We start from the raw sequence: 16,214 nt of genomic DNA, 5'->3' as shown, positions 1-16,214 counted from the left end.
GCACGCGTGCAGGTGCGCTACCGCTGCGGCTCGCTCGCCGGCTTCTGGCTCAGCGCCATGGTCTGCGCCTGCGGCAGCGAGAACATTTCGCTGATCGATACTCCGCCCCGAATGCCATCGATCCATTTCGCCTCCTTCAGCAGATGGGCTTGCGCCGCCTTGAGCACGTCGTTCGCAATGGCGAGCGGCACGATCACTACCCCGTCGTCGTCGCCTAGCACGACGTCACCGGGACTGACGGGCGCGCCCGCCGCCGCGATGGTCGAATCGACCGTGCCGCCGAAGCCGTGATGCGGGCCGCGCGGCACGACCGAGCGGCAGAACATGGGGAACTTCAGGCGCCGCATGTCCGCGACGTCGCGAATCGCGCCGTCGATCACCGCGCCCCCGATCCGGCGATGCACGGCTTCCTCGGTCATCACGCCGCCCCACACGGCGATGTCTTGCGCGCCGCCCGCGTCCACGACGAGCACTTCGCCTGGGCGCGCGTAGCCGATCAGGTTGCAGATCGGCCCGCAGTCGCCAACCATCGTCGCGACCGTGCGCGCCTGGCCGCATAGCCGCGCGCCCGCGAAAATCGGCTTGATGGTCGAGGCCATGACTTGCGTGCGGTTCATGCAGTCCGATGCAACGGCGGCGGGAATCAGCCGCCACTGTGCGAGGACTTCGTCGGACAACCGGGGGAAACTCACATCGAGCTGGTGATAGGCCATGACGGTCGCTTTATCGGGTTGAAGCGGGCACGGCGTCCTGCCAGCCCGGGTTGACGTTGTTGCGCAGCCGTCCGTGCACCAGATAGTCGACGAGCATCTGCGCGGAGAACGTGCGCATGTCGAGATATCCGGCTTCGGAATAGAACGCTGCGTGCGGCGTGATCACGAGACGGCCCGCGAGCCACGGCTCCTCGTTGCGCCACGCCTCGAGGAGCGGCGGCAGCGGCACCGGCGGCTCCGACGGCAGCACATCGAGACCCGCCGCCGCCAGATGGCCGGAGCGCAAGGCGCGGTACACCGCGTCGACGTCCACCAGCTTGCCACGCGCGATGTTGATGAAGATGCCGTTCGGCTTCATCGCCTGGAGTTGCGCGTCGCCGATCATGAAGCGCGTCGCATCCGAGAGCGGCACGTGCACGCTGACCACGTCGGCGCGCGTGAGCAGCGCCTCGAGCGATTCGACGCGTTCGTAGCCGAGGCCGAGTTCGTGGCCTTCCGGCACGAGCGGATCGTAGTAGACGACATGCATGTCGTGCGCCGCCGCGCGCCGCGCGATCGCCGTGCCTATACGGCCCATGCCGATCGCGCCGAACGTGCCGCCGCGCAGGCGCCGCACCACCGGCACGTTCTCCGCGACGAAGCCGTGCTGCGGGTCGGCCTTCACACGCGCCTCGTAAGTGCCCAGTCCGCGCGCGAGATACAGCATCATCGCAATCGCGTGATCGGCCACTTCGGTGGTGCCGTAGTTCGGTACGTTCGACACGGGAATGCCATGCTCGCGACAGGCGAGCGTGTCGACGTTGTCGAAGCCCACGCCCACGCGCACGATCATCCGGCACCGCGCGAGACGGCTCACCACGTCGCGGGTGATCTTCATGCGATGCCAGACGAGGATCGCATCGCACGACGCCCATTGCTCGTCGGGAATCGCCGCGGCTTCGGTTTCGTCGTACACCTGATAGTCGATGAGCGCGCCCGTCACGCCCTTTTCGACGTCGAGATCGCGCAGATGCGCGTCAGGCACCAGTACCTTGAGTTTGCTTGACACTTCTCCTCCGTTTGAATCACGCCGCCGTACGCGACAGGACCTTGCCGAGAAAGCTCCTGAGGCGCGCGTCACGCGGCGCGTGAAAGATGTCGGCCGGCGCGCCGGATTCGACAATGGTGCCGCGGTCGGTGAAGAACACGACATCGGCCACTTCTTCTGCGAAGCGCATTTCGTGCGTGACGAGCACGCAGGTCATGCCGCCGCGACTTAGGTCGCGGATCACCGCGAGCACTTCGCTCACCATTTCCGGATCGAGCGCCGCCGTAACTTCGTCGAACAGGATGATCGCGGGCTGCATCGCCAGCGCGCGCGCAATCGCGACACGCTGCTGCTGGCCACCCGAAAGCTGCGCCGGATACGCGCCTTCCTTGCCGGTCAGCCGCACGCGCTCAAGCAGTTCGAGGGCGCGTTTTCTCACCTCGTCGCGCGACTGATGCAGCACTTGAAGCGGCGCCATCATGATGTTCTCGAGCACCGTGCGATGGGGAAACAGGTTGTACTGTTGAAATACCATCGACACCTGATGGCGCAGCGGTACGAGATCCTTGTCGCGCTTCAGTTGCTCGACCGCGAACGAACCGACGCGGACCGTGCCGCCATCCACCGGAATCAACCCGTTCAGGCAGCGTAGCAGCGTAGATTTGCCGGAGCCGGACGGCCCGATGATGCACGCCGTTTCGCCTTTCCGGATTGTCATTGACACGCCCTTGAGCACGTCGGTGCCACCGAACGCCTTGTGCACGTCGACGAGTTCGATCAGCGGCGCTTTTTGCTGGACCACGTTCATGACTTCTCCCGCATTTGCCGTTCGAGACGACGGCTCAGGATTGCAATCGGAAAGCTAAACAGGAAGAAAAGCAGCAACACGAAAAGCTGGACCGCCGTTGCATAGCGCGAGCCGTCGCTGGCGGTGATCGTGTTGGCCACGGACAGCACGTCGGACGTGCCCGTCACCACTGCGAGACTGCTGCCGATGAAGAGCATCGCGAACACCGTCATCATGTTCGGCATGATCAGCGGAATCGCTTGCGGCACGATCACGTATTGCAGGATCTGATTCTTGCGATAGCCGAGCGCGCGCGCCGATTCCCACTGTCCGGCTGGAATGGCCTCGATGCCGCCGCGCATCACTTCCGCCACATTCGCCGTCACCGGCAGCGACAGCCCAACCACCGCCTTCACGAACGGCGAGAACGGAATCACCGTGCCGAACACCGGCACATAGAACGGCAGCAGATACAGCATCGCGTAGAGCGCGATCAGCCACGGCGTGTTGCGCAGCAGATTCACGATGCCGTGCGCGATCATCCGCAGGATGCGCGTGTTCGCGAGGGTGGCGACACACAGCAGCACGCCGGTACAGACCGAAACGCACATGGCCGCGAGGCTCATCAGGATGTTTGCGCAGAAGCCGCCCGCGAGACCCGATCCGGGCGCGCCGGTCAGCAGCATGCCGCTTCGCGCTGCGAGCAACGCGAAGGCATCGCCGCTTGCGCGGCCGTAGCAACCGGCTAGCACCGCCCCCAGCAGCAGAGGCACGCCGATCATGCCGTACACAAAGGCGCGCGTTTCGGGCTGCATCGGCCGCGTACGGCAGGCCGGTTTGCTGGTCGTGATCGCGTTCATACGCCGTACCCCGGGATATGCACCGCGCGGCCGATGCGTCCCGCGACCGTCGAGGCGAACGAAGCGAGCGCCAGATAGCAGCACCACACCGTCAGCATCACTTCGAGATTGCGGAAGTTTTCGAGCGTAATCTGCGTGGCGTAATACATCACGTCAGCCACAGCGACGAATGCGGCCTGCGACGACGTCTTGATCAGACTGACGATGTTGTTGGTCATCGGCACGGTGGACAGGCGCATCGCCATGGGCAGCTGTATATGCCAGAACGTGCGCAGCCGCGAGTAGCCGAGGCTGCGCGCCGCTTCGACGGTCGCATAGGGCACCGCGTGCAAACCGGAGCGCACGATCTCCACCGCAATGCCGCCGTTGTAGAGCGCGAGCGACAACACCATGCACGTGAATCCGCTGAACACGGGAATCTGCTGACCCGTTGCAAGATTGCGCACCGAGAGCCCCAGTTCCGATAGCGTGAAATACAGCACGAACAGTTGCACGAGCGGAGGCGTGTTGCGCAACAGCTCGACAACGATGGTCGTCAACGTCTCGAGCAGCGGTACGCGAAAATAGATCAGCGCCGCACCGACAATGCCGATCACGAACATCAGCGCGATCGCGCACACGCACATCGCTACCGTCGTGCCGATGCCGCTGAGCAGCCACTTCTGATAAAGCGGATCGGCCAGCCATGTGAAGTCAAGACTCATGAGCCCCCCTTGCGCACTTCGTCCAGTCAGGATCAGCGACTACTTCGCGGAAGCCTGCTGGCCCGTTACGAACTTGCTCGTGCCCATGTTGTAGGTCTTTTCGGCGTTGGCGAGCACGCCCGCCGCTTCCGCCCGCTTGATCGACTGATTCAGCGCTGCGAGGAACGCCGGTTCGTTCTTGCGCACGCCGCCGACGATCGGCACGTATTCGTACGCCTCGAGCGCGATCTTGTCCTTGTCCTTCCAGCCGTCCTCGCTCACCTTGCGCGTGAGATTCGGGCCGTCGTAGGCGATCGCCTCGCAACGGTCGTCCTGGAATGCCTTGTACATCTGCGCGGTGCCGGTGAAGAGCACCGTGTCCGCGCCCAGCTTCTCCTGAAGCGCACGGTTGTACATGTTGCCCTGGCTGCCGCACACCTTGCGGCCCTTCACGTCTTCCCATTTCGCAATGGTCGTGTTCTTTGGCGCGAGCAGGACCATGCCAGCCATCATGTAGTACGGGTCCGTGAAGTCGATTACCTTCGCGCGATCCGGATTCTTCCCGAGCGTCGCGAAGATCACGTCGATGCGTCCCGCGTTGAGCAGTTCGATGCGGTTCGACGCCACTACCGGCACGAATTCAATGGCTGTTTCGGAGCCGAACATGTCTTTCGCGACGAACTTCGCGAGGTCCACCTCGAAGCCCACCAACTGACCCTTGTTGTCCAGATACCCGAACGGCACGTAGTCGTTGCGAATGCCGACGATCAGCTTGCCGCGCGCCTTGACCATCTGCAGTTCGTCGGCGCGTGCACCGCCCGACAGGCAGCCAAAGCCGAGCGCGAACAGCATGAGAACGACCCACCAGGAACGCTTTGACATGAACGGTCTCCAGAAGAAAATTATGTGATCGCACCGGCCGTTCCGGGCGTCGGCCCGGCGGTTGGCGTGTGAGTATTCTTCGATCACGCCTTATAATAGTCAAATAGGACAAAATTCACTTCTTATAAGTGGTTCTTATGCAGGAATCGGATGATGAATGTACGTCAGCTCGAAGCTTTTCAGGCTGTGATGTCCGCTGGGAGCCTCACGGCGGCCGCTGGACTGCTCGGCGTATCGCAGCCGGCGATCAGCCAACTGATCGCCCAGCTCGAAAGCAGTTGCGGGTTTTCCCTGTTCATCCGCGCCGGCACGAAACTGCGTGCGACGCGCGAGGCGGAAGTGCTGTATGCGGAAGTGCAGCGCATGTTCATCGGCGTCGGGCGCGTCGCGAACGTCGCCAAGGCGCTACGTGACCAGACATGGGGCGCGCTCAGCATCGCGTCGTTCCCGGTGCTTACGCGGCGCGTGCTGCCGGGCATCGTCACGTCGTTCTGCAAAGAGCGGCCTGACGTGAAATTCAGCGTGGAAAGCATGCGCTCGCGCTCGCTCGTCGATGCCGTGGCCGCCCAGCAGGTGGACCTCGGCTTCAGCGTGCTGCCGGGCGACCGCCCGGAGGTGGACAGCGATTACGTGTGCACGCTACGCGGCGTGTGCATCCTGCCCAAAGGGCACCGGTTGGCGAAGCGACGCTTGATCCGGGCGAAGGATCTGGACGGCGAGGACTTCGTCGCGCTTGGCCCGCAAGACCATTCGCGCTTCCAGATCGACAAGATCTTCGAAGAGGCGGACGTGCAGCGCCGTATCCAGATCGAAGTCGGCCAGTCGGAAACCGCGTGCGCATTCGTCGCCAACGGCGTCGGCGTCGCGGTGGTCGATCCGATCAGCGTGTACAACAACGCGGGTATGGATTTCGTCGTGTGCGAATTCGAACCGAAAATGGAATTCGAGATCTGGCTGATCCGGTCGAGGACCGCGCGACCGTTCGCTCTGATCGAGACATTTTCGGCATACGCGTGCGAGGCATTGATCAGGCTGAACAAGGAAGTGATCGACGCCGGGCGCGGCTGGCGCTGAGCTTTTCGTGGCGGGTGTGGAGGGTCGTCGCCGGCAGATGCGCGCGTTCATCCGTGCGATAGCTTCGGCGGCCCGCGTGTCGACGATCGAACATTGCGGCCGGCCCGGAGTGCCTTCGCCTCGTCAAGGGGCAAGCCGAGTGAGCCGGCATCGAAACCCTCCCGTTCCAGATGAAACGTCTTCCGGACGGACAGAAGTCTCGCTCCAAAAATCGGCACGCAACATTCGTGTTGAGATAAGTTTAATTATCACAATGCACGTGTTTACCTATCAAACTACGCAAATTCAAAAATCGACGGATGCGGTCCCGCGGCCCGTCCTCCGCTGAACCCGTCGGCTTGCCCGATGCCGGTGAACCCGCATTCCTCCACTCCAGCGAGATCAAAGCGCAGCTCCTGACCTACGCGTCAGTCCAGGCGTTTTCATCTGTCAACCGTCCACGTTCGCCCCGGTAACTCGCGACGGCGTTAGAGCCGATATAAATAATGTCGGTTCACGAGGCGTAGAATACGCCGCCATTCATTCAACGCATCCGGATCCGGGCGCAGCGCCACGAATACCCTGAAAATCCAGGCTCTGGGTGTGTCGTTGGTTGGCGAACTGGCCTGAGCGGCAGTCGGGCGAACTAACAAAGGCGTTATCAGCTTGACGGCAAGAAAGAACGAAGCGCTCCATTTGGCTTTGTACAAGGATGTTCTCCATGCAGCCAGGCATCGGCATATGGGCGTCTTACCTGGGTGGCTCGACAGGCGTGGGGAAGCGTGCGTAATACGGCATCAACTGATTAGTGAACGAAAGAAAAATGCAGACCGTTGCGGTACTCGACTTCGAAACAACCGGGCTTTCGCCGAATCTGGGCGACCGCGCTACCGAGATTGCCGTCATCCTCCTGCGTGACGGCCAGATTGTTGATCGTTACCAGAGCTTGATGAACGCAGGACGGCGCATCCCGTCCGATGTCGTTGCTCTCACCGGCATCACGAACGACATGATCGCATCGGCTCCTCCTGTATCGAAAGTCATGAGGGAATCTGCGGCGTTTGTTGGAAACCATCCCGTCGTTGCCCACAACGCCGGTTTCGACAAGCGGTTTTGGCAGGCAGAACTGGGGCTTCTTGGAGTGCCAGCGGAGCATTCATTTGCTTGCACAATGCTCGTCGCCAGGCGGATCTACCCACGCGCTGAGAGTCACCGCCTTTCTAGCTTGGCGGAGATGCTTCGGTTACCGAAATCGGGTCGTGCTCACCGGGCGATGGTTGACGCTGAGGTCGCCAGCCATCTATGGTGCCGATTGCAGCACGACATCGCTCAAACATACGGGCTCAAGCGAATCGATCACGCCCTCATGGCGCGATTGCAGAAAACCAGCAAGGCGAAGGTTGCGACATTTCTGGCTTCGCTGCCTAACGACTGAGCCCACAGCGCCGAACAACCTGGGCCGCCCCATCGATCCGTGGGGGGAGGCCCTCCAGAGGCACGGTCGCGTTGTCGTGTTGATGACGCAGTAGCTGATCGAGCGCACCACCCGCTCAGGCTGGCGAGCATTTTCTCCAGTCCGTGTGAATGGCTTTGGCCATGTAGACGGCCGCCTTTTTGAGCGGACGTCCGTTGAGAGCTGGGCAGTCAACCATCCTGGGCGGCCTTTTTGTTCCGCGCGCTGCTTGAGGTGGTCCTGGGTTGCCACGTGTGTCCCGTTCGGCGAAGCCGCAAAGCGCCGTAACCTGGGCAGTTGGCTGCCTTACCGATACGTAGATGCGTGCAGGCGGTGGGACTGCACGGTTCTTCCTGTTCAGACGCGGCTCTCACGCGCGGTCGCTGCGAAATCGGGCGTGCGTCATGGACTTTCTTCGCTGGCGATGAAGAAACGGCTTGCCAGAAGGCGCTTTCCTGTTGCGAATCGCGAAAACCGTTGATACGCTAAGCGCCAGCTTAAGACAGTGCAGTAACGCGAGGCGTCGTGCACCGTCTTAAGCGGTTCTCAACTTGATAGAGGATTATTCACGGCAACGAAGACCGCAACGAAAGCCCCGAAGGCTGCAAAATCGGCCGCACCGAAGGCAGCACCGAAGGCCGCAAAGCCGGCAGCCAGGAAGGCCGCGCCGAAGGCTGTTACTCCGGCGAAGAAGGCTGCGACCAATGGCGTACTCAAGCCGCTGAAGGAAACGTTCACGAAGGCCTCGTTGGCAACGCACGTTGCCGAGCAAGCCGGTGTCGATCCGAAAGCAGCCAAAGCCGTTCTGGCTGCGCTCGAAGACACGATTCTGGGCTCGGTGCATAAGAAGGGTGCAGGTGAGTTCACACTGTCGGGCCTGGTGAAAATCGGCGTCCAGGCTGTCCCGGCGAAGAAAAAGCGCTTCGGCAAGGACCCGTTCACGGGTCAAGAGCGCTGGTTCGATGCAAAGCCGGCAACGGTGAAGCTGAAGATTCGCGCGCTGAAGAAGCTGAAGGACGCCGCCGCAGCCTGAGGCCCGTTGCGACGTTGACAGGAAGCCCGCCAAGCGGGCTTTTTGTTTTCAGGGCGCCGCCACCGTCATCGAGGCCAATCATGCACTGCTTGCGGGAACCCTAAGCCGCGCGGAACTCACAACGGTGCGCCACAATTGCGGCACGCTTTGATCTTACCCACGAACCGTGGACACCTTGAATTTGGCGTTCGTCAGCATTTCAAAGGGCAGCGGCGCCTCGTAACCGATCGTTGAGTGACGCCGCTGGCGGTTGTAGAACACCTCCATATATTCGAACAGACTGGCTCGTGCCTGATCGCGGGTTTTGAAGTCACAATGCATGACCAGCTCTGTTTTCAACGTGTGGAAGAAGCTTTCCATTGGCGCGTTGTCCCAGCAGTTTCCCTTGCGGCTCATGCTCTGACGGATCGCGTGCCGGCCGAGCAAGGCACGATATTCGACCGCTGAGTACGTTGTTCCCTGATCGGAATGCACGATACCCGGAGCCGATCCGCGTTTGCTTATCGCCATCTGGAGAGCATCCATTGCGAGCCGGCAATCGAGTGTCCTGCTCATGGCCCAGCCCACCACAGCACGCGAGTGCAGGTCCAGGATCGCGGCCAGATAGAGCCAACCCTCGCGCGTTGCGATGTAGGTGATGTCGCTCAGCCAGCAGGCGTCCGGCCGGTCAGCCAGGAATTTGCGCTTGACCAGATCCGGCGAGGCCTTTCTCGTGTTGCGCGAGTCAGTGGTCACGCGATACCGCCTGATGGCTTTCGGCATGATCTGTGCCTGTCGCATCAGTTTGGCTACCGTATTGAGGCTGCACGCAACTCCCTGCACGAGCAGTTCGGCATGCACGCGCGGGGCACCGTACGTGTGGCGGCTTGCGACATGAATGGACCGGATCTTCGAGGTCAGCAGCGCCTGCCTTTCGCTGCGCCGACTTGGCACACGGGTGCGGGCGGCATAGTAACCGCTAGCCGAGACGTTCAGTGCCTGACACATGGTCTTCACTGGGTAGCTATGCGCATGCGAAGCAATGAACTGATGCTTCACATCGATCCCCGCGCGAAGTAGATGGCCGCTTTTTTTAAAAGCTCATTCTCCTCCCGGAGCCGAGCATTCTCACGCTTGAGCTTCGCGACGTCTTCTTCCTGAACTGGTGCACGTTTCGGCACGCCGACGCGCTCCTCTTCTTCGAACTCGAGCCGCCAGTTGCGCAACTGGTTCACACGGATTCCAAGCTCGCGAGCAATCTGCGCCTTTGGTTTCTCGCCCAGCGCCGCCAGCCGAACCGCTTCCAGCTTGAATTCCCGGCTATACCGCTTGTATTCCTTGCGTTCCATGAGACACCTCGCAGAGCTAGTATGCCCTTTTCAAGGTGTCCACCGAACGTGGGTAAGATCACTTCGGCCTCAACCACCTCAAAATATGCACAGCGACGAGGTCAAACTTAAGAGGCAAATAGCCGGCGCGTTTGCGACGACGAAGTGAGCGCCGAGTGGCCCATATGTGCCGGCCCATGACCAGACACCCGCTACGATCCACCGTCACATGTTGGGAGCCATTGCTGCCGTTATACTCAGGATCTCCCTTCCTCACACTTTCCCGGCATGAAGCGCGTTTCCGTTCGGCACTCTCCCATTCACGGAAAGGGTGTCTTTGCCCTGCGGGCGCTTTCCGTCGGCGAACGCATCTTTGAGTACAAGGGGCTTGTCACCACCTGGCGGGAAGCGACCCGCACGTACGCGCGGCGCGCCGATGCCGGGCACACTTTCCTCTTTGGATTGTCGGACGGGCGCGTCATTGATGGCGGCCGCGGCGGTAACGGCGCAAGGTGGCTCAATCATGCGTGCAAGGCGAACTGCAAGGCGATCGAGCAATCAGGCCGCGTCTACATCCACGCTCTCAGGGACATCCAGCCCGGCGAGGAGCTGTTCATCGACTACGCGCTTGAAGTCTCGGCGCAAGCGCGCAATTCAGCCAGCGAGTACGCCTGTCGCTGTGGCGACAGGCGTTGCCGCGGCACCATGCTTGCTCCGATCTAGGTTCGCTTTGCAGACGGGTCCCGTCACCGCAATACGCGGCGACTGCGGGAGCCAATACCTCGAGGCGCGGACGCATAAGCGCAGCAGGCACCGGAAAGCGTCAAAGGCCGTGGTCCGCGCTGCGTGTGGCCTTTGCGGCATTCGATTTGTTCAACGCGCCGCTGCCACCGAAGTGCCGGTGTCGGCCATGAACCGTCATTCGCTGGTACCGTCGGTCGGACACTCAGACGTCGGCTCCGCATCTGCAATCGGTCATCGGACTCGGAAAGCCGACTACGGCCGATCGCACGAATTTGCGCCGCCGTGACGGTCCCCTTAGCAGCCTCTTTCAATCATTCTGGCTCAGGCGTTGCCCCGTCCGGGGCCTTTGTTGGCGCTTCGTCCTTGACCAGTCTGGGGGTAAACCGCTCGGTCAGGAGCGGTCCAAGGATCGAAGTAACAACCAGCAACACCAGCACTGCGTTTAGCATCTTGGCGTCCAGCAACCGTATTCCGGCTGCATTGAACGTTTTATAGCCGACCAACGAGGCCGCAAGCGTGGCCGCAACCTGCGGCAACGTCAGCGCCACCATCGTCAGCTTCGCCTGACGTGAGTAGCCAAATATACGCCCCGCGAGAAACGCGGCAATTCCCTTTCCCAAGATCAGGGAACCGATGAGGCCTGCAACCAGCCAAAAGTGCGTCCAGACAGCATGCTCGAATGCGATGGGTGCGATCAGGAAGCCGGTAACAATGAAGAAGACCGGGATGAACAGGGTCTTGCCAACGAATTCCAGCTTCTCCTTCGCGGAGTGTTTGCCGACCGCCGCATTGACTGACAATCCGGCCAGAAAGGCGCCGACAATGCCTGGCAGTTGGATCAGATTTGAGAGCATGCCAGCCACCGCCAGGATGCCAAGCATTGTGATGAAATAGGCTTGCTCGTTGTCGCGCAGCTTGCTCAGGGCCCAAGCGCCCACACGGCTGCCGCCGAACAGGATCAGTGGCACGAAAATGGCAACCTCAGCAATCTGCACGGCAAGGCCAGATGGCGAAAAGCCGGTCGTGTAGATTGACACGCAAATTGCAAACACGATTAGTGACAGCATGTCCGATACGAGCGTGGCGCCGATCGTGACGACGACCGGTTCCAGCCCCACGGCGCCCAGGCGCGTGACGATCGGCAAGCTGATCAACGTGTGCGATGCGAGCAGCGAACCGATGACGATAGCGGGAATAATCGGATAGCCGAACGCCAGACCCAGTGCGGTGCCGATCGCCTGCGGCACCATAGTAGTAACTATTCCGAATGCGATCGACCGAGTCCGTGTTCGCCGAAACAGATCGATGTCGATCTCAAGCCCGGCCGTGAACATCAGCATCAGCACTCCGAGGTCCGCGAAGAACTGCGCAACCGGATGGTTGCGCGGGATGACATCGAACCCGTAAGGTCCTAGAAGGACCCCGAAAACGAGCAGCACAATGAGTTCTGGAATTCTGAGGCGCCGCGCAAGCGCGGGAGCGCTGACGACAACTGCCGTGAAAATCGCCAACTTTGCCAGGGACGGCAGCGCCAGCAAGGCGGACCTTATCGTATCAAACCAATGCATCGTCTTTTCCTCCACGAAACGTGCCGCGACTGACGAGTAACAGACGGGTGGTCAATTTTTTCTGCTGCTGAACGGACCATCACGGTTGCCTCGTTTCCGTTGGCTGCTTCAGAGATTCCGCGCTGGCTGCACAGATATCCTGTGATCAGGAAACATGTCAGGCTAAAGATTTCTGCTGCAATCATTGCGGGGACACCCGCACCGCTGGTGCGCGTTCAATGGAACAGCTCCGACGAACTCAGGTAGCCAGGACGTCCTCCTGCCGCGAGCACGCGCCCATCCGGGAGCAGTGTGGCAGTTTGCTGACTGCGTGCATGGTGAAGGCTGCCAGTTAGCGACCACGTGCCGACGGCTGGATCGTAGAGTTCCGTTGAGAATAGATAGGATGAGATGTCCTCTCCGCCTTCGACGAGGACCTGGCCGTCGGGCAAAAGTGTCGCCGCATGGGAGTAACGCGCCTGATTCAGGTTCCCCGTGGCAGACCATGCGCCGGTCGCCGGGTTGAACACTTCGGCAGAAGCGAGTGCGGCCCTCCCGAAGAATCCGCCTGCGACGAGAACGCGACCGTCAGACAGCAGTGCGGCCGTATGGAGGCTGCGCGCCTGCGCCAGGTTGCCCGTCGACGACCAGGTGCCTGTGGCCGGATCGTAAATCTCGGCACCGGCCAGGCGCACACCGTTGTACCCACCTGCCACCAGCACCCTGCCATCGGCCAGCAGCGTGGCCGTGTGGGAGTAGCGCGCCTGCGCCATACTGCCCGTCGGCGACCACGTACCCGTTGCCGGATCGTACAGTTCGGCTGAGGCGATCGCCCCGTTACTGTTGACGTCGCCACCTGCGACGAGCACCTTTCCATTCGCAAGTAATGTGGCGGTTTGGCTGTCACGCGCCTGACTCATGCTGCCTGTGGCCGACCATGTACCCGTGGCCGGATCGTACAGTTCGGCCGAAGACAGCGAGGTATACGGGTCGGGGGATCCGCCTGCCACGAGCACCCGGCCATTCGGCAAGAGCGTGGCGGTGTGATAGTAGCGCGCCTGCGCCAGACTGCCGGTGGTCGACCATGAATCTGATGTCGGGTCGTAAAGCTCGACGGAGGACAACGTGCCATTGTTGTACCCTCCTGCGACAAGCACCTGACCGTTGGCAAGCAGGGTAGCAGCGTGCCGCAAGCGCCCCTGATTCATCGCGTCAGCAGGTAGCCATTCGCCCAGTAAGGCAAGATTCACATCGATCACAATCTGCGCCGTTACACTGCCTGCGCTGTTGCTGCCGGTCACCGTATACGTTGCCGAAGACTGCGCCGTGGTTGGCGTCCCACTGATCACACCGGTCAGCGTATTGAGACTCAAGCCAGCCGGCAGCGCAGGCGTCACCGAATACTGGGTAATCTCACCGCCCGCAGGCTGCGGTTCGTTGTACGTGACCGGCTCTCCGACGATATAAACCGGCACCGGGTCCAGATAAGCAAGACTGGTTGGCGGCACGACCTGCGCCTTCACCTCGATGTTCAGTTGCGTCTGGATACTATCCACGCTGTTGCTGCCGGTGACCGTGTAGACGGCCGGGGCGGTCACAGCCGTGGGTGTGCCGGAAATGATGCCGGTTTGTGGATCGAGCGCGAGTCCTGCAGGGAGCGCAGGGGAAACGCTGTACTGCGTGATCTCGCCGCCCGTGGTGATGGGTACATTCGGCGCAATCGGCGTGGCGGTCACATAGACAATTGCCGCATCCAGATAGCCCAGATTCTCAGGCGCGATTGCGTGCGCCTTGACCTCAAGCTCCACACGAATCGTTTCACTGCCCGTCGGATTGCTGCCGGTGACCATATAGACCGCATCGTTTGCAACCGTTGTCGGTGTGCCTGAAATTGCGCACGTTTGCGAATCCAGCACCAGTCCCGCCGGCAACGGTGGCGATACGCTGCATTGCGTCAGTGAGCCGCCCGAGCTATCCGCAACCTCCGTGACAATGGGACTATCCACGGCGTACACCACCGAGGAATCGTGTTCGGTCAGCCCGGTAGGCGCCGCCACAGTGGAGTTGTTGTCACTACCACCCTGGCATCCCGCCAGCAGCAGGGCTAGCAGGATCAGGTAATCGCAAAGGCGACTTTTTATTCGCATGGCCCGGAACTCCTACCTGTTTCATCACAGAATAGGTCACGGCATCGGAACCGCGAAAGCCGCGCTAGCGACTTCGCCAAACGCTGTTGGGTGCATCAAGTATGGCGCGCGGCACAGCGCGATCAAGACAACCACAATCGAAGCGGAAGAGCGCGTAGCGTTGCCCTTGCTTGAAAGCTGATCGCAAACCGACGGCGTTTCGGTCTCCGCATTGGGCGATAGCCCTGCCTTGATACCTGCCGTGGAACTTCGGACGACTCGACCCGGCAACGTGTCGGCTACAGAAACTCGTGGCCGACAAGAGTAAGGGCGCCGGACGATTAACGTCGATTTCCGGGTTCGGCCAGGAACGGACCTTCTCGTACTCGCTCGACCAGACACGGGAGCGCCAGATTCACTCGCGCTTTCGGTCATTTGCTGCCACCGTGCAGCCGGGCGACACCGCTGTTGATCAGTTCGAGGAACCGGGACGCCGCAAGCCTACTTACGCGGTTGCGTCCCTCCCGCCGGGTACAGCGAGAGAGGCGTTTGTGGTACAGCCGCAGCAATTGGGGCCATAGGCGCTTTGGCCGGTGGCCAGCCCCCACCCACCCCCAGGCGATGTCCCCAAGACACCCTTGGTCTCCGCTGCGAGTCCCACCTCTGCGACCTTGGAGTCGTCTACGGAGACTCGAGAATTTCTGGGGGTTCTCTTGCGACGTCGATTGAACAACGACAGCAACGCGGATTTCCCGAAGTAGTTTTGAAAGTTGGGTGAGCCGGGTCTTCAGTAACCGGTCCGTTTCATATGGCGGCTCCTTTCACGTTAGCCAACGCCGCGCCTGCCCATCTCCTTCGGAATTCAGTGGGGCAAACCCTTCCCTGCGCTCGGTGACGCGCCATGGCGTTTACGCCTAGTGGCATGAAATACGAAAAAATTGTCGTAAAAAGATAAAACACGGGTTACGTGATCCCCTACAGTTCCACCCGCATTCTGTTTTTGTAACAAGATGTGAATGGGTTCGCTTCAGCGGTTGGCCGTTGTGCCGCGCGGCACCATTTTATAAATGGCCGTAAAGGCCAACCTGTTTATTCTGTATGTGTAGGAGACCGAAGTATGAAGCGAATAATCATAACTGCTATTGCTGGCGCGACCGCCCTGATGTCCGGCTGTGCATCGATTGTTGGTGGGACACAGCAAACTCTTTCTGTCGATGCGCATAATGGCGCGGATACCGTTACTGGCGCAACGTGCGAACTGAAAAACGATAAAGGCACGTGGTTCCTTACCACGCCGGGGACCGTGACGGTTCATCGTTCGGCTGATGCACTGAATGTCACTTGCAAGAAAGACGGCCTTGAACCAGCGACAAGCACCGTGAAATCATCCGTCAAAGGTTCCGCGTTCGGTAACATTCTCTTCGGCGGCATTGTCGGCGCAGCTATCGACACCGCGAACGGTTCGGCTTTCGATTATCCCGATCTCATAACGATGCTGTTCGGCAAATCGGATTCAGAGAAAGCTGGAATCAAGCAGGACGCCAAAGCTGACGTGAAGTCAGAAGCGAAACCTGCAACCGCGACGAACTGATTTTGAGTGGCCCCTTCGACGGGGCTTCTTCCAACACGCCGTCAGTTAAAACCGGGACAAGGTGAGGCGGTCGTCGATTCTCACTTGATCCGCGTTGCGCAAGGATTTTCTCGGCCAATTTATTCGCGGCCTTGTCGAGGCAAATCTGCATCAACTTCGTTCAACACGAGCGATACCTGGATCGGACGTTGTAGTCCTGAAAGCAGACGTTGCTGCTGCGAATGCGCAATGGCCGAGTTGGGTCGGCTTGATCTTACCCACGAACCGTGGACACCTTGAATTTGGCGTTCGTCAGCATTTCAAAGGGCTGCGTCACATCTCGTCCGGTTGAGTGCCTCCTTTTCACCACCCGACGGGCACAAAAGCAACGCGCCTACCGAGGCTTCGGCGTGGCAGGGAAGGGTTCGA

At 60.7% G+C, this 16,214-nt stretch carries 15 protein-coding genes and 1 pseudogene; 5 read left to right on the top strand and 11 right to left on the bottom strand.

What is annotated here, in order from left to right; genetic code table 11:
* Positions 1–17: 17 nt before the first annotated feature.
* The 6 genes from L0U83_RS37335 to L0U83_RS37310 are packed head-to-tail and all read right to left on the bottom strand — an operon-like array spanning position 18 to position 4,952.
* Entirely contained in the window at positions 18–713 is a 696-nt protein-coding gene (locus L0U83_RS37335) for an RraA family protein (protein WP_233889552.1), read from the bottom strand.
* Positions 714–723: 10 nt separating this feature from the next.
* Entirely contained in the window at positions 724–1,761 is a 1,038-nt protein-coding gene (locus tag L0U83_RS37330) for a C-terminal binding protein (protein ID WP_233889550.1), read from the bottom strand.
* A gap of 16 nt (positions 1,762–1,777) precedes the next feature.
* A complete protein-coding gene (locus L0U83_RS37325) occupies positions 1,778–2,548 on the bottom strand; it encodes an amino acid ABC transporter ATP-binding protein (RefSeq protein ID WP_308445114.1) in 771 nt (256 codons plus the stop codon).
* Positions 2,545–3,387, bottom strand: coding sequence for an ABC transporter permease subunit (locus L0U83_RS37320; RefSeq protein WP_233889549.1), 843 nt, complete (start codon positions 3,385–3,387; stop codon positions 2,545–2,547). The genes L0U83_RS37325 and L0U83_RS37320 overlap by 4 nt, the downstream gene beginning before the upstream one ends.
* Entirely contained in the window at positions 3,384–4,091 is a 708-nt protein-coding gene (locus tag L0U83_RS37315) for an amino acid ABC transporter permease (protein WP_233889547.1), read from the bottom strand. The genes L0U83_RS37320 and L0U83_RS37315 overlap by 4 nt, the downstream gene beginning before the upstream one ends.
* Positions 4,092–4,130: 39 nt before the next feature.
* On the bottom strand, positions 4,131–4,952 hold the full coding sequence (locus L0U83_RS37310; RefSeq protein WP_233889544.1) for a transporter substrate-binding domain-containing protein: 822 nt from the start codon (positions 4,950–4,952) through the stop codon (positions 4,131–4,133).
* Positions 4,953–5,105: 153 nt separating this feature from the next.
* Here L0U83_RS37310 and L0U83_RS37305 point away from each other — a divergent pair, with 153 nt between their 5' ends.
* The gene (locus L0U83_RS37305) at positions 5,106–6,026 is read left to right on the top strand and encodes a LysR substrate-binding domain-containing protein (RefSeq protein WP_233889542.1); all 921 of its coding nucleotides are present in this window, start codon (positions 5,106–5,108) and stop codon (positions 6,024–6,026) included.
* Between the two features lie 467 nt (positions 6,027–6,493).
* On the opposite strand, the gene L0U83_RS37300 is transcribed toward L0U83_RS37305, so the two are convergent.
* Entirely contained in the window at positions 6,494–6,715 is a 222-nt protein-coding gene (locus L0U83_RS37300) for a hypothetical protein (RefSeq protein WP_233889539.1), read from the bottom strand.
* A 113-nt stretch (positions 6,716–6,828) separates the two neighbouring features.
* Here L0U83_RS37300 and L0U83_RS37295 point away from each other — a divergent pair, with 113 nt between their 5' ends.
* Both L0U83_RS37295 and L0U83_RS37290 read left to right on the top strand, forming a co-directional pair.
* Complete coding sequence (locus tag L0U83_RS37295) at positions 6,829–7,440, top strand: 3'-5' exonuclease (RefSeq protein WP_233889538.1); 612 nt, start codon at positions 6,829–6,831, stop codon at positions 7,438–7,440.
* Between the two features lie 595 nt (positions 7,441–8,035).
* Positions 8,036–8,491: pseudogene (locus L0U83_RS37290) on the top strand (HU family DNA-binding protein); the annotation flags it as partial.
* Between the two features lie 153 nt (positions 8,492–8,644).
* Here the strand turns inward: L0U83_RS37290 and L0U83_RS37285 are convergent.
* Together L0U83_RS37285 and L0U83_RS37280 are read right to left on the bottom strand one after the other, a co-directional pair.
* Positions 8,645–9,529, bottom strand: a complete 885-nt coding sequence (locus L0U83_RS37285; protein ID WP_233887093.1) for an IS3 family transposase — start codon at positions 9,527–9,529, stop codon at positions 8,645–8,647.
* A complete protein-coding gene (locus L0U83_RS37280) occupies positions 9,526–9,819 on the bottom strand; it encodes a transposase (protein ID WP_233888168.1) in 294 nt (97 codons plus the stop codon). The genes L0U83_RS37285 and L0U83_RS37280 overlap by 4 nt, the downstream gene beginning before the upstream one ends.
* 267 nt (positions 9,820–10,086) lie before the next feature.
* On the opposite strand from L0U83_RS37280, the gene L0U83_RS37275 reads away from it, so the two are divergent.
* Complete coding sequence (locus L0U83_RS37275; protein WP_233889537.1) at positions 10,087–10,521, top strand: SET domain-containing protein; 435 nt, start codon at positions 10,087–10,089, stop codon at positions 10,519–10,521.
* 332 nt (positions 10,522–10,853) lie between these two features.
* Here L0U83_RS37275 and L0U83_RS37270 read toward each other — a convergent pair whose 3' ends face one another.
* The gene (locus L0U83_RS37270; RefSeq protein WP_233889536.1) at positions 10,854–12,110 is read right to left on the bottom strand and encodes a cation:proton antiporter; all 1,257 of its coding nucleotides are present in this window, start codon (positions 12,108–12,110) and stop codon (positions 10,854–10,856) included.
* A 215-nt stretch (positions 12,111–12,325) separates the two neighbouring features.
* The gene (locus L0U83_RS37265; protein ID WP_233889535.1) at positions 12,326–14,236 is read right to left on the bottom strand and encodes a Kelch repeat-containing protein; all 1,911 of its coding nucleotides are present in this window, start codon (positions 14,234–14,236) and stop codon (positions 12,326–12,328) included.
* Positions 14,237–15,332: 1,096 nt separating this feature from the next.
* On the opposite strand from L0U83_RS37265, the gene L0U83_RS37260 reads away from it, so the two are divergent.
* Positions 15,333–15,806, top strand: a complete 474-nt coding sequence (locus L0U83_RS37260; RefSeq protein WP_233889533.1) for a hypothetical protein — start codon at positions 15,333–15,335, stop codon at positions 15,804–15,806.
* Positions 15,807–16,214 lie beyond the last annotated feature (408 nt).

Origin of the sequence: Paraburkholderia flagellata, assembly GCF_021390645.1 — a bacterium.
In the GTDB taxonomy this organism is placed as follows: Bacteria; Pseudomonadota; Gammaproteobacteria; order Burkholderiales; family Burkholderiaceae; genus Paraburkholderia; species Paraburkholderia flagellata.
Note: the sequence above shows the minus strand (reverse complement) of the source record. Positions and strands in the feature narration are given on the sequence as shown.

Coding starts and splice junctions, on each gene's coding strand:
- L0U83_RS37325 (WP_308445114.1), bottom strand. CDS start 2,548: ATGAACGTGGTCCAGCAAAAAGCGCCGCTGATCGAACTCGTCGACGTG.
- L0U83_RS37315 (WP_233889547.1), bottom strand. CDS start 4,091: ATGAGTCTTGACTTCACATGGCTGGCCGATCCGCTTTATCAGAAGTGG.
- L0U83_RS37305 (WP_233889542.1), top strand. CDS start 5,106: ATGAATGTACGTCAGCTCGAAGCTTTTCAGGCTGTGATGTCCGCTGGG.
- L0U83_RS37275 (WP_233889537.1), top strand. CDS start 10,087: ATGAAGCGCGTTTCCGTTCGGCACTCTCCCATTCACGGAAAGGGTGTC.
- L0U83_RS37310 (WP_233889544.1), bottom strand. CDS start 4,952: ATGTCAAAGCGTTCCTGGTGGGTCGTTCTCATGCTGTTCGCGCTCGGC.
- L0U83_RS37260 (WP_233889533.1), top strand. CDS start 15,333: ATGAAGCGAATAATCATAACTGCTATTGCTGGCGCGACCGCCCTGATG.
- L0U83_RS37295 (WP_233889538.1), top strand. CDS start 6,829: ATGCAGACCGTTGCGGTACTCGACTTCGAAACAACCGGGCTTTCGCCG.
- L0U83_RS37280 (WP_233888168.1), bottom strand. CDS start 9,819: ATGGAACGCAAGGAATACAAGCGGTATAGCCGGGAATTCAAGCTGGAA.
- L0U83_RS37270 (WP_233889536.1), bottom strand. CDS start 12,110: ATGCATTGGTTTGATACGATAAGGTCCGCCTTGCTGGCGCTGCCGTCC.
- L0U83_RS37320 (WP_233889549.1), bottom strand. CDS start 3,387: ATGAACGCGATCACGACCAGCAAACCGGCCTGCCGTACGCGGCCGATG.
- L0U83_RS37335 (WP_233889552.1), bottom strand. CDS start 713: ATGGCCTATCACCAGCTCGATGTGAGTTTCCCCCGGTTGTCCGACGAA.
- L0U83_RS37265 (WP_233889535.1), bottom strand. CDS start 14,236: ATGCGAATAAAAAGTCGCCTTTGCGATTACCTGATCCTGCTAGCCCTG.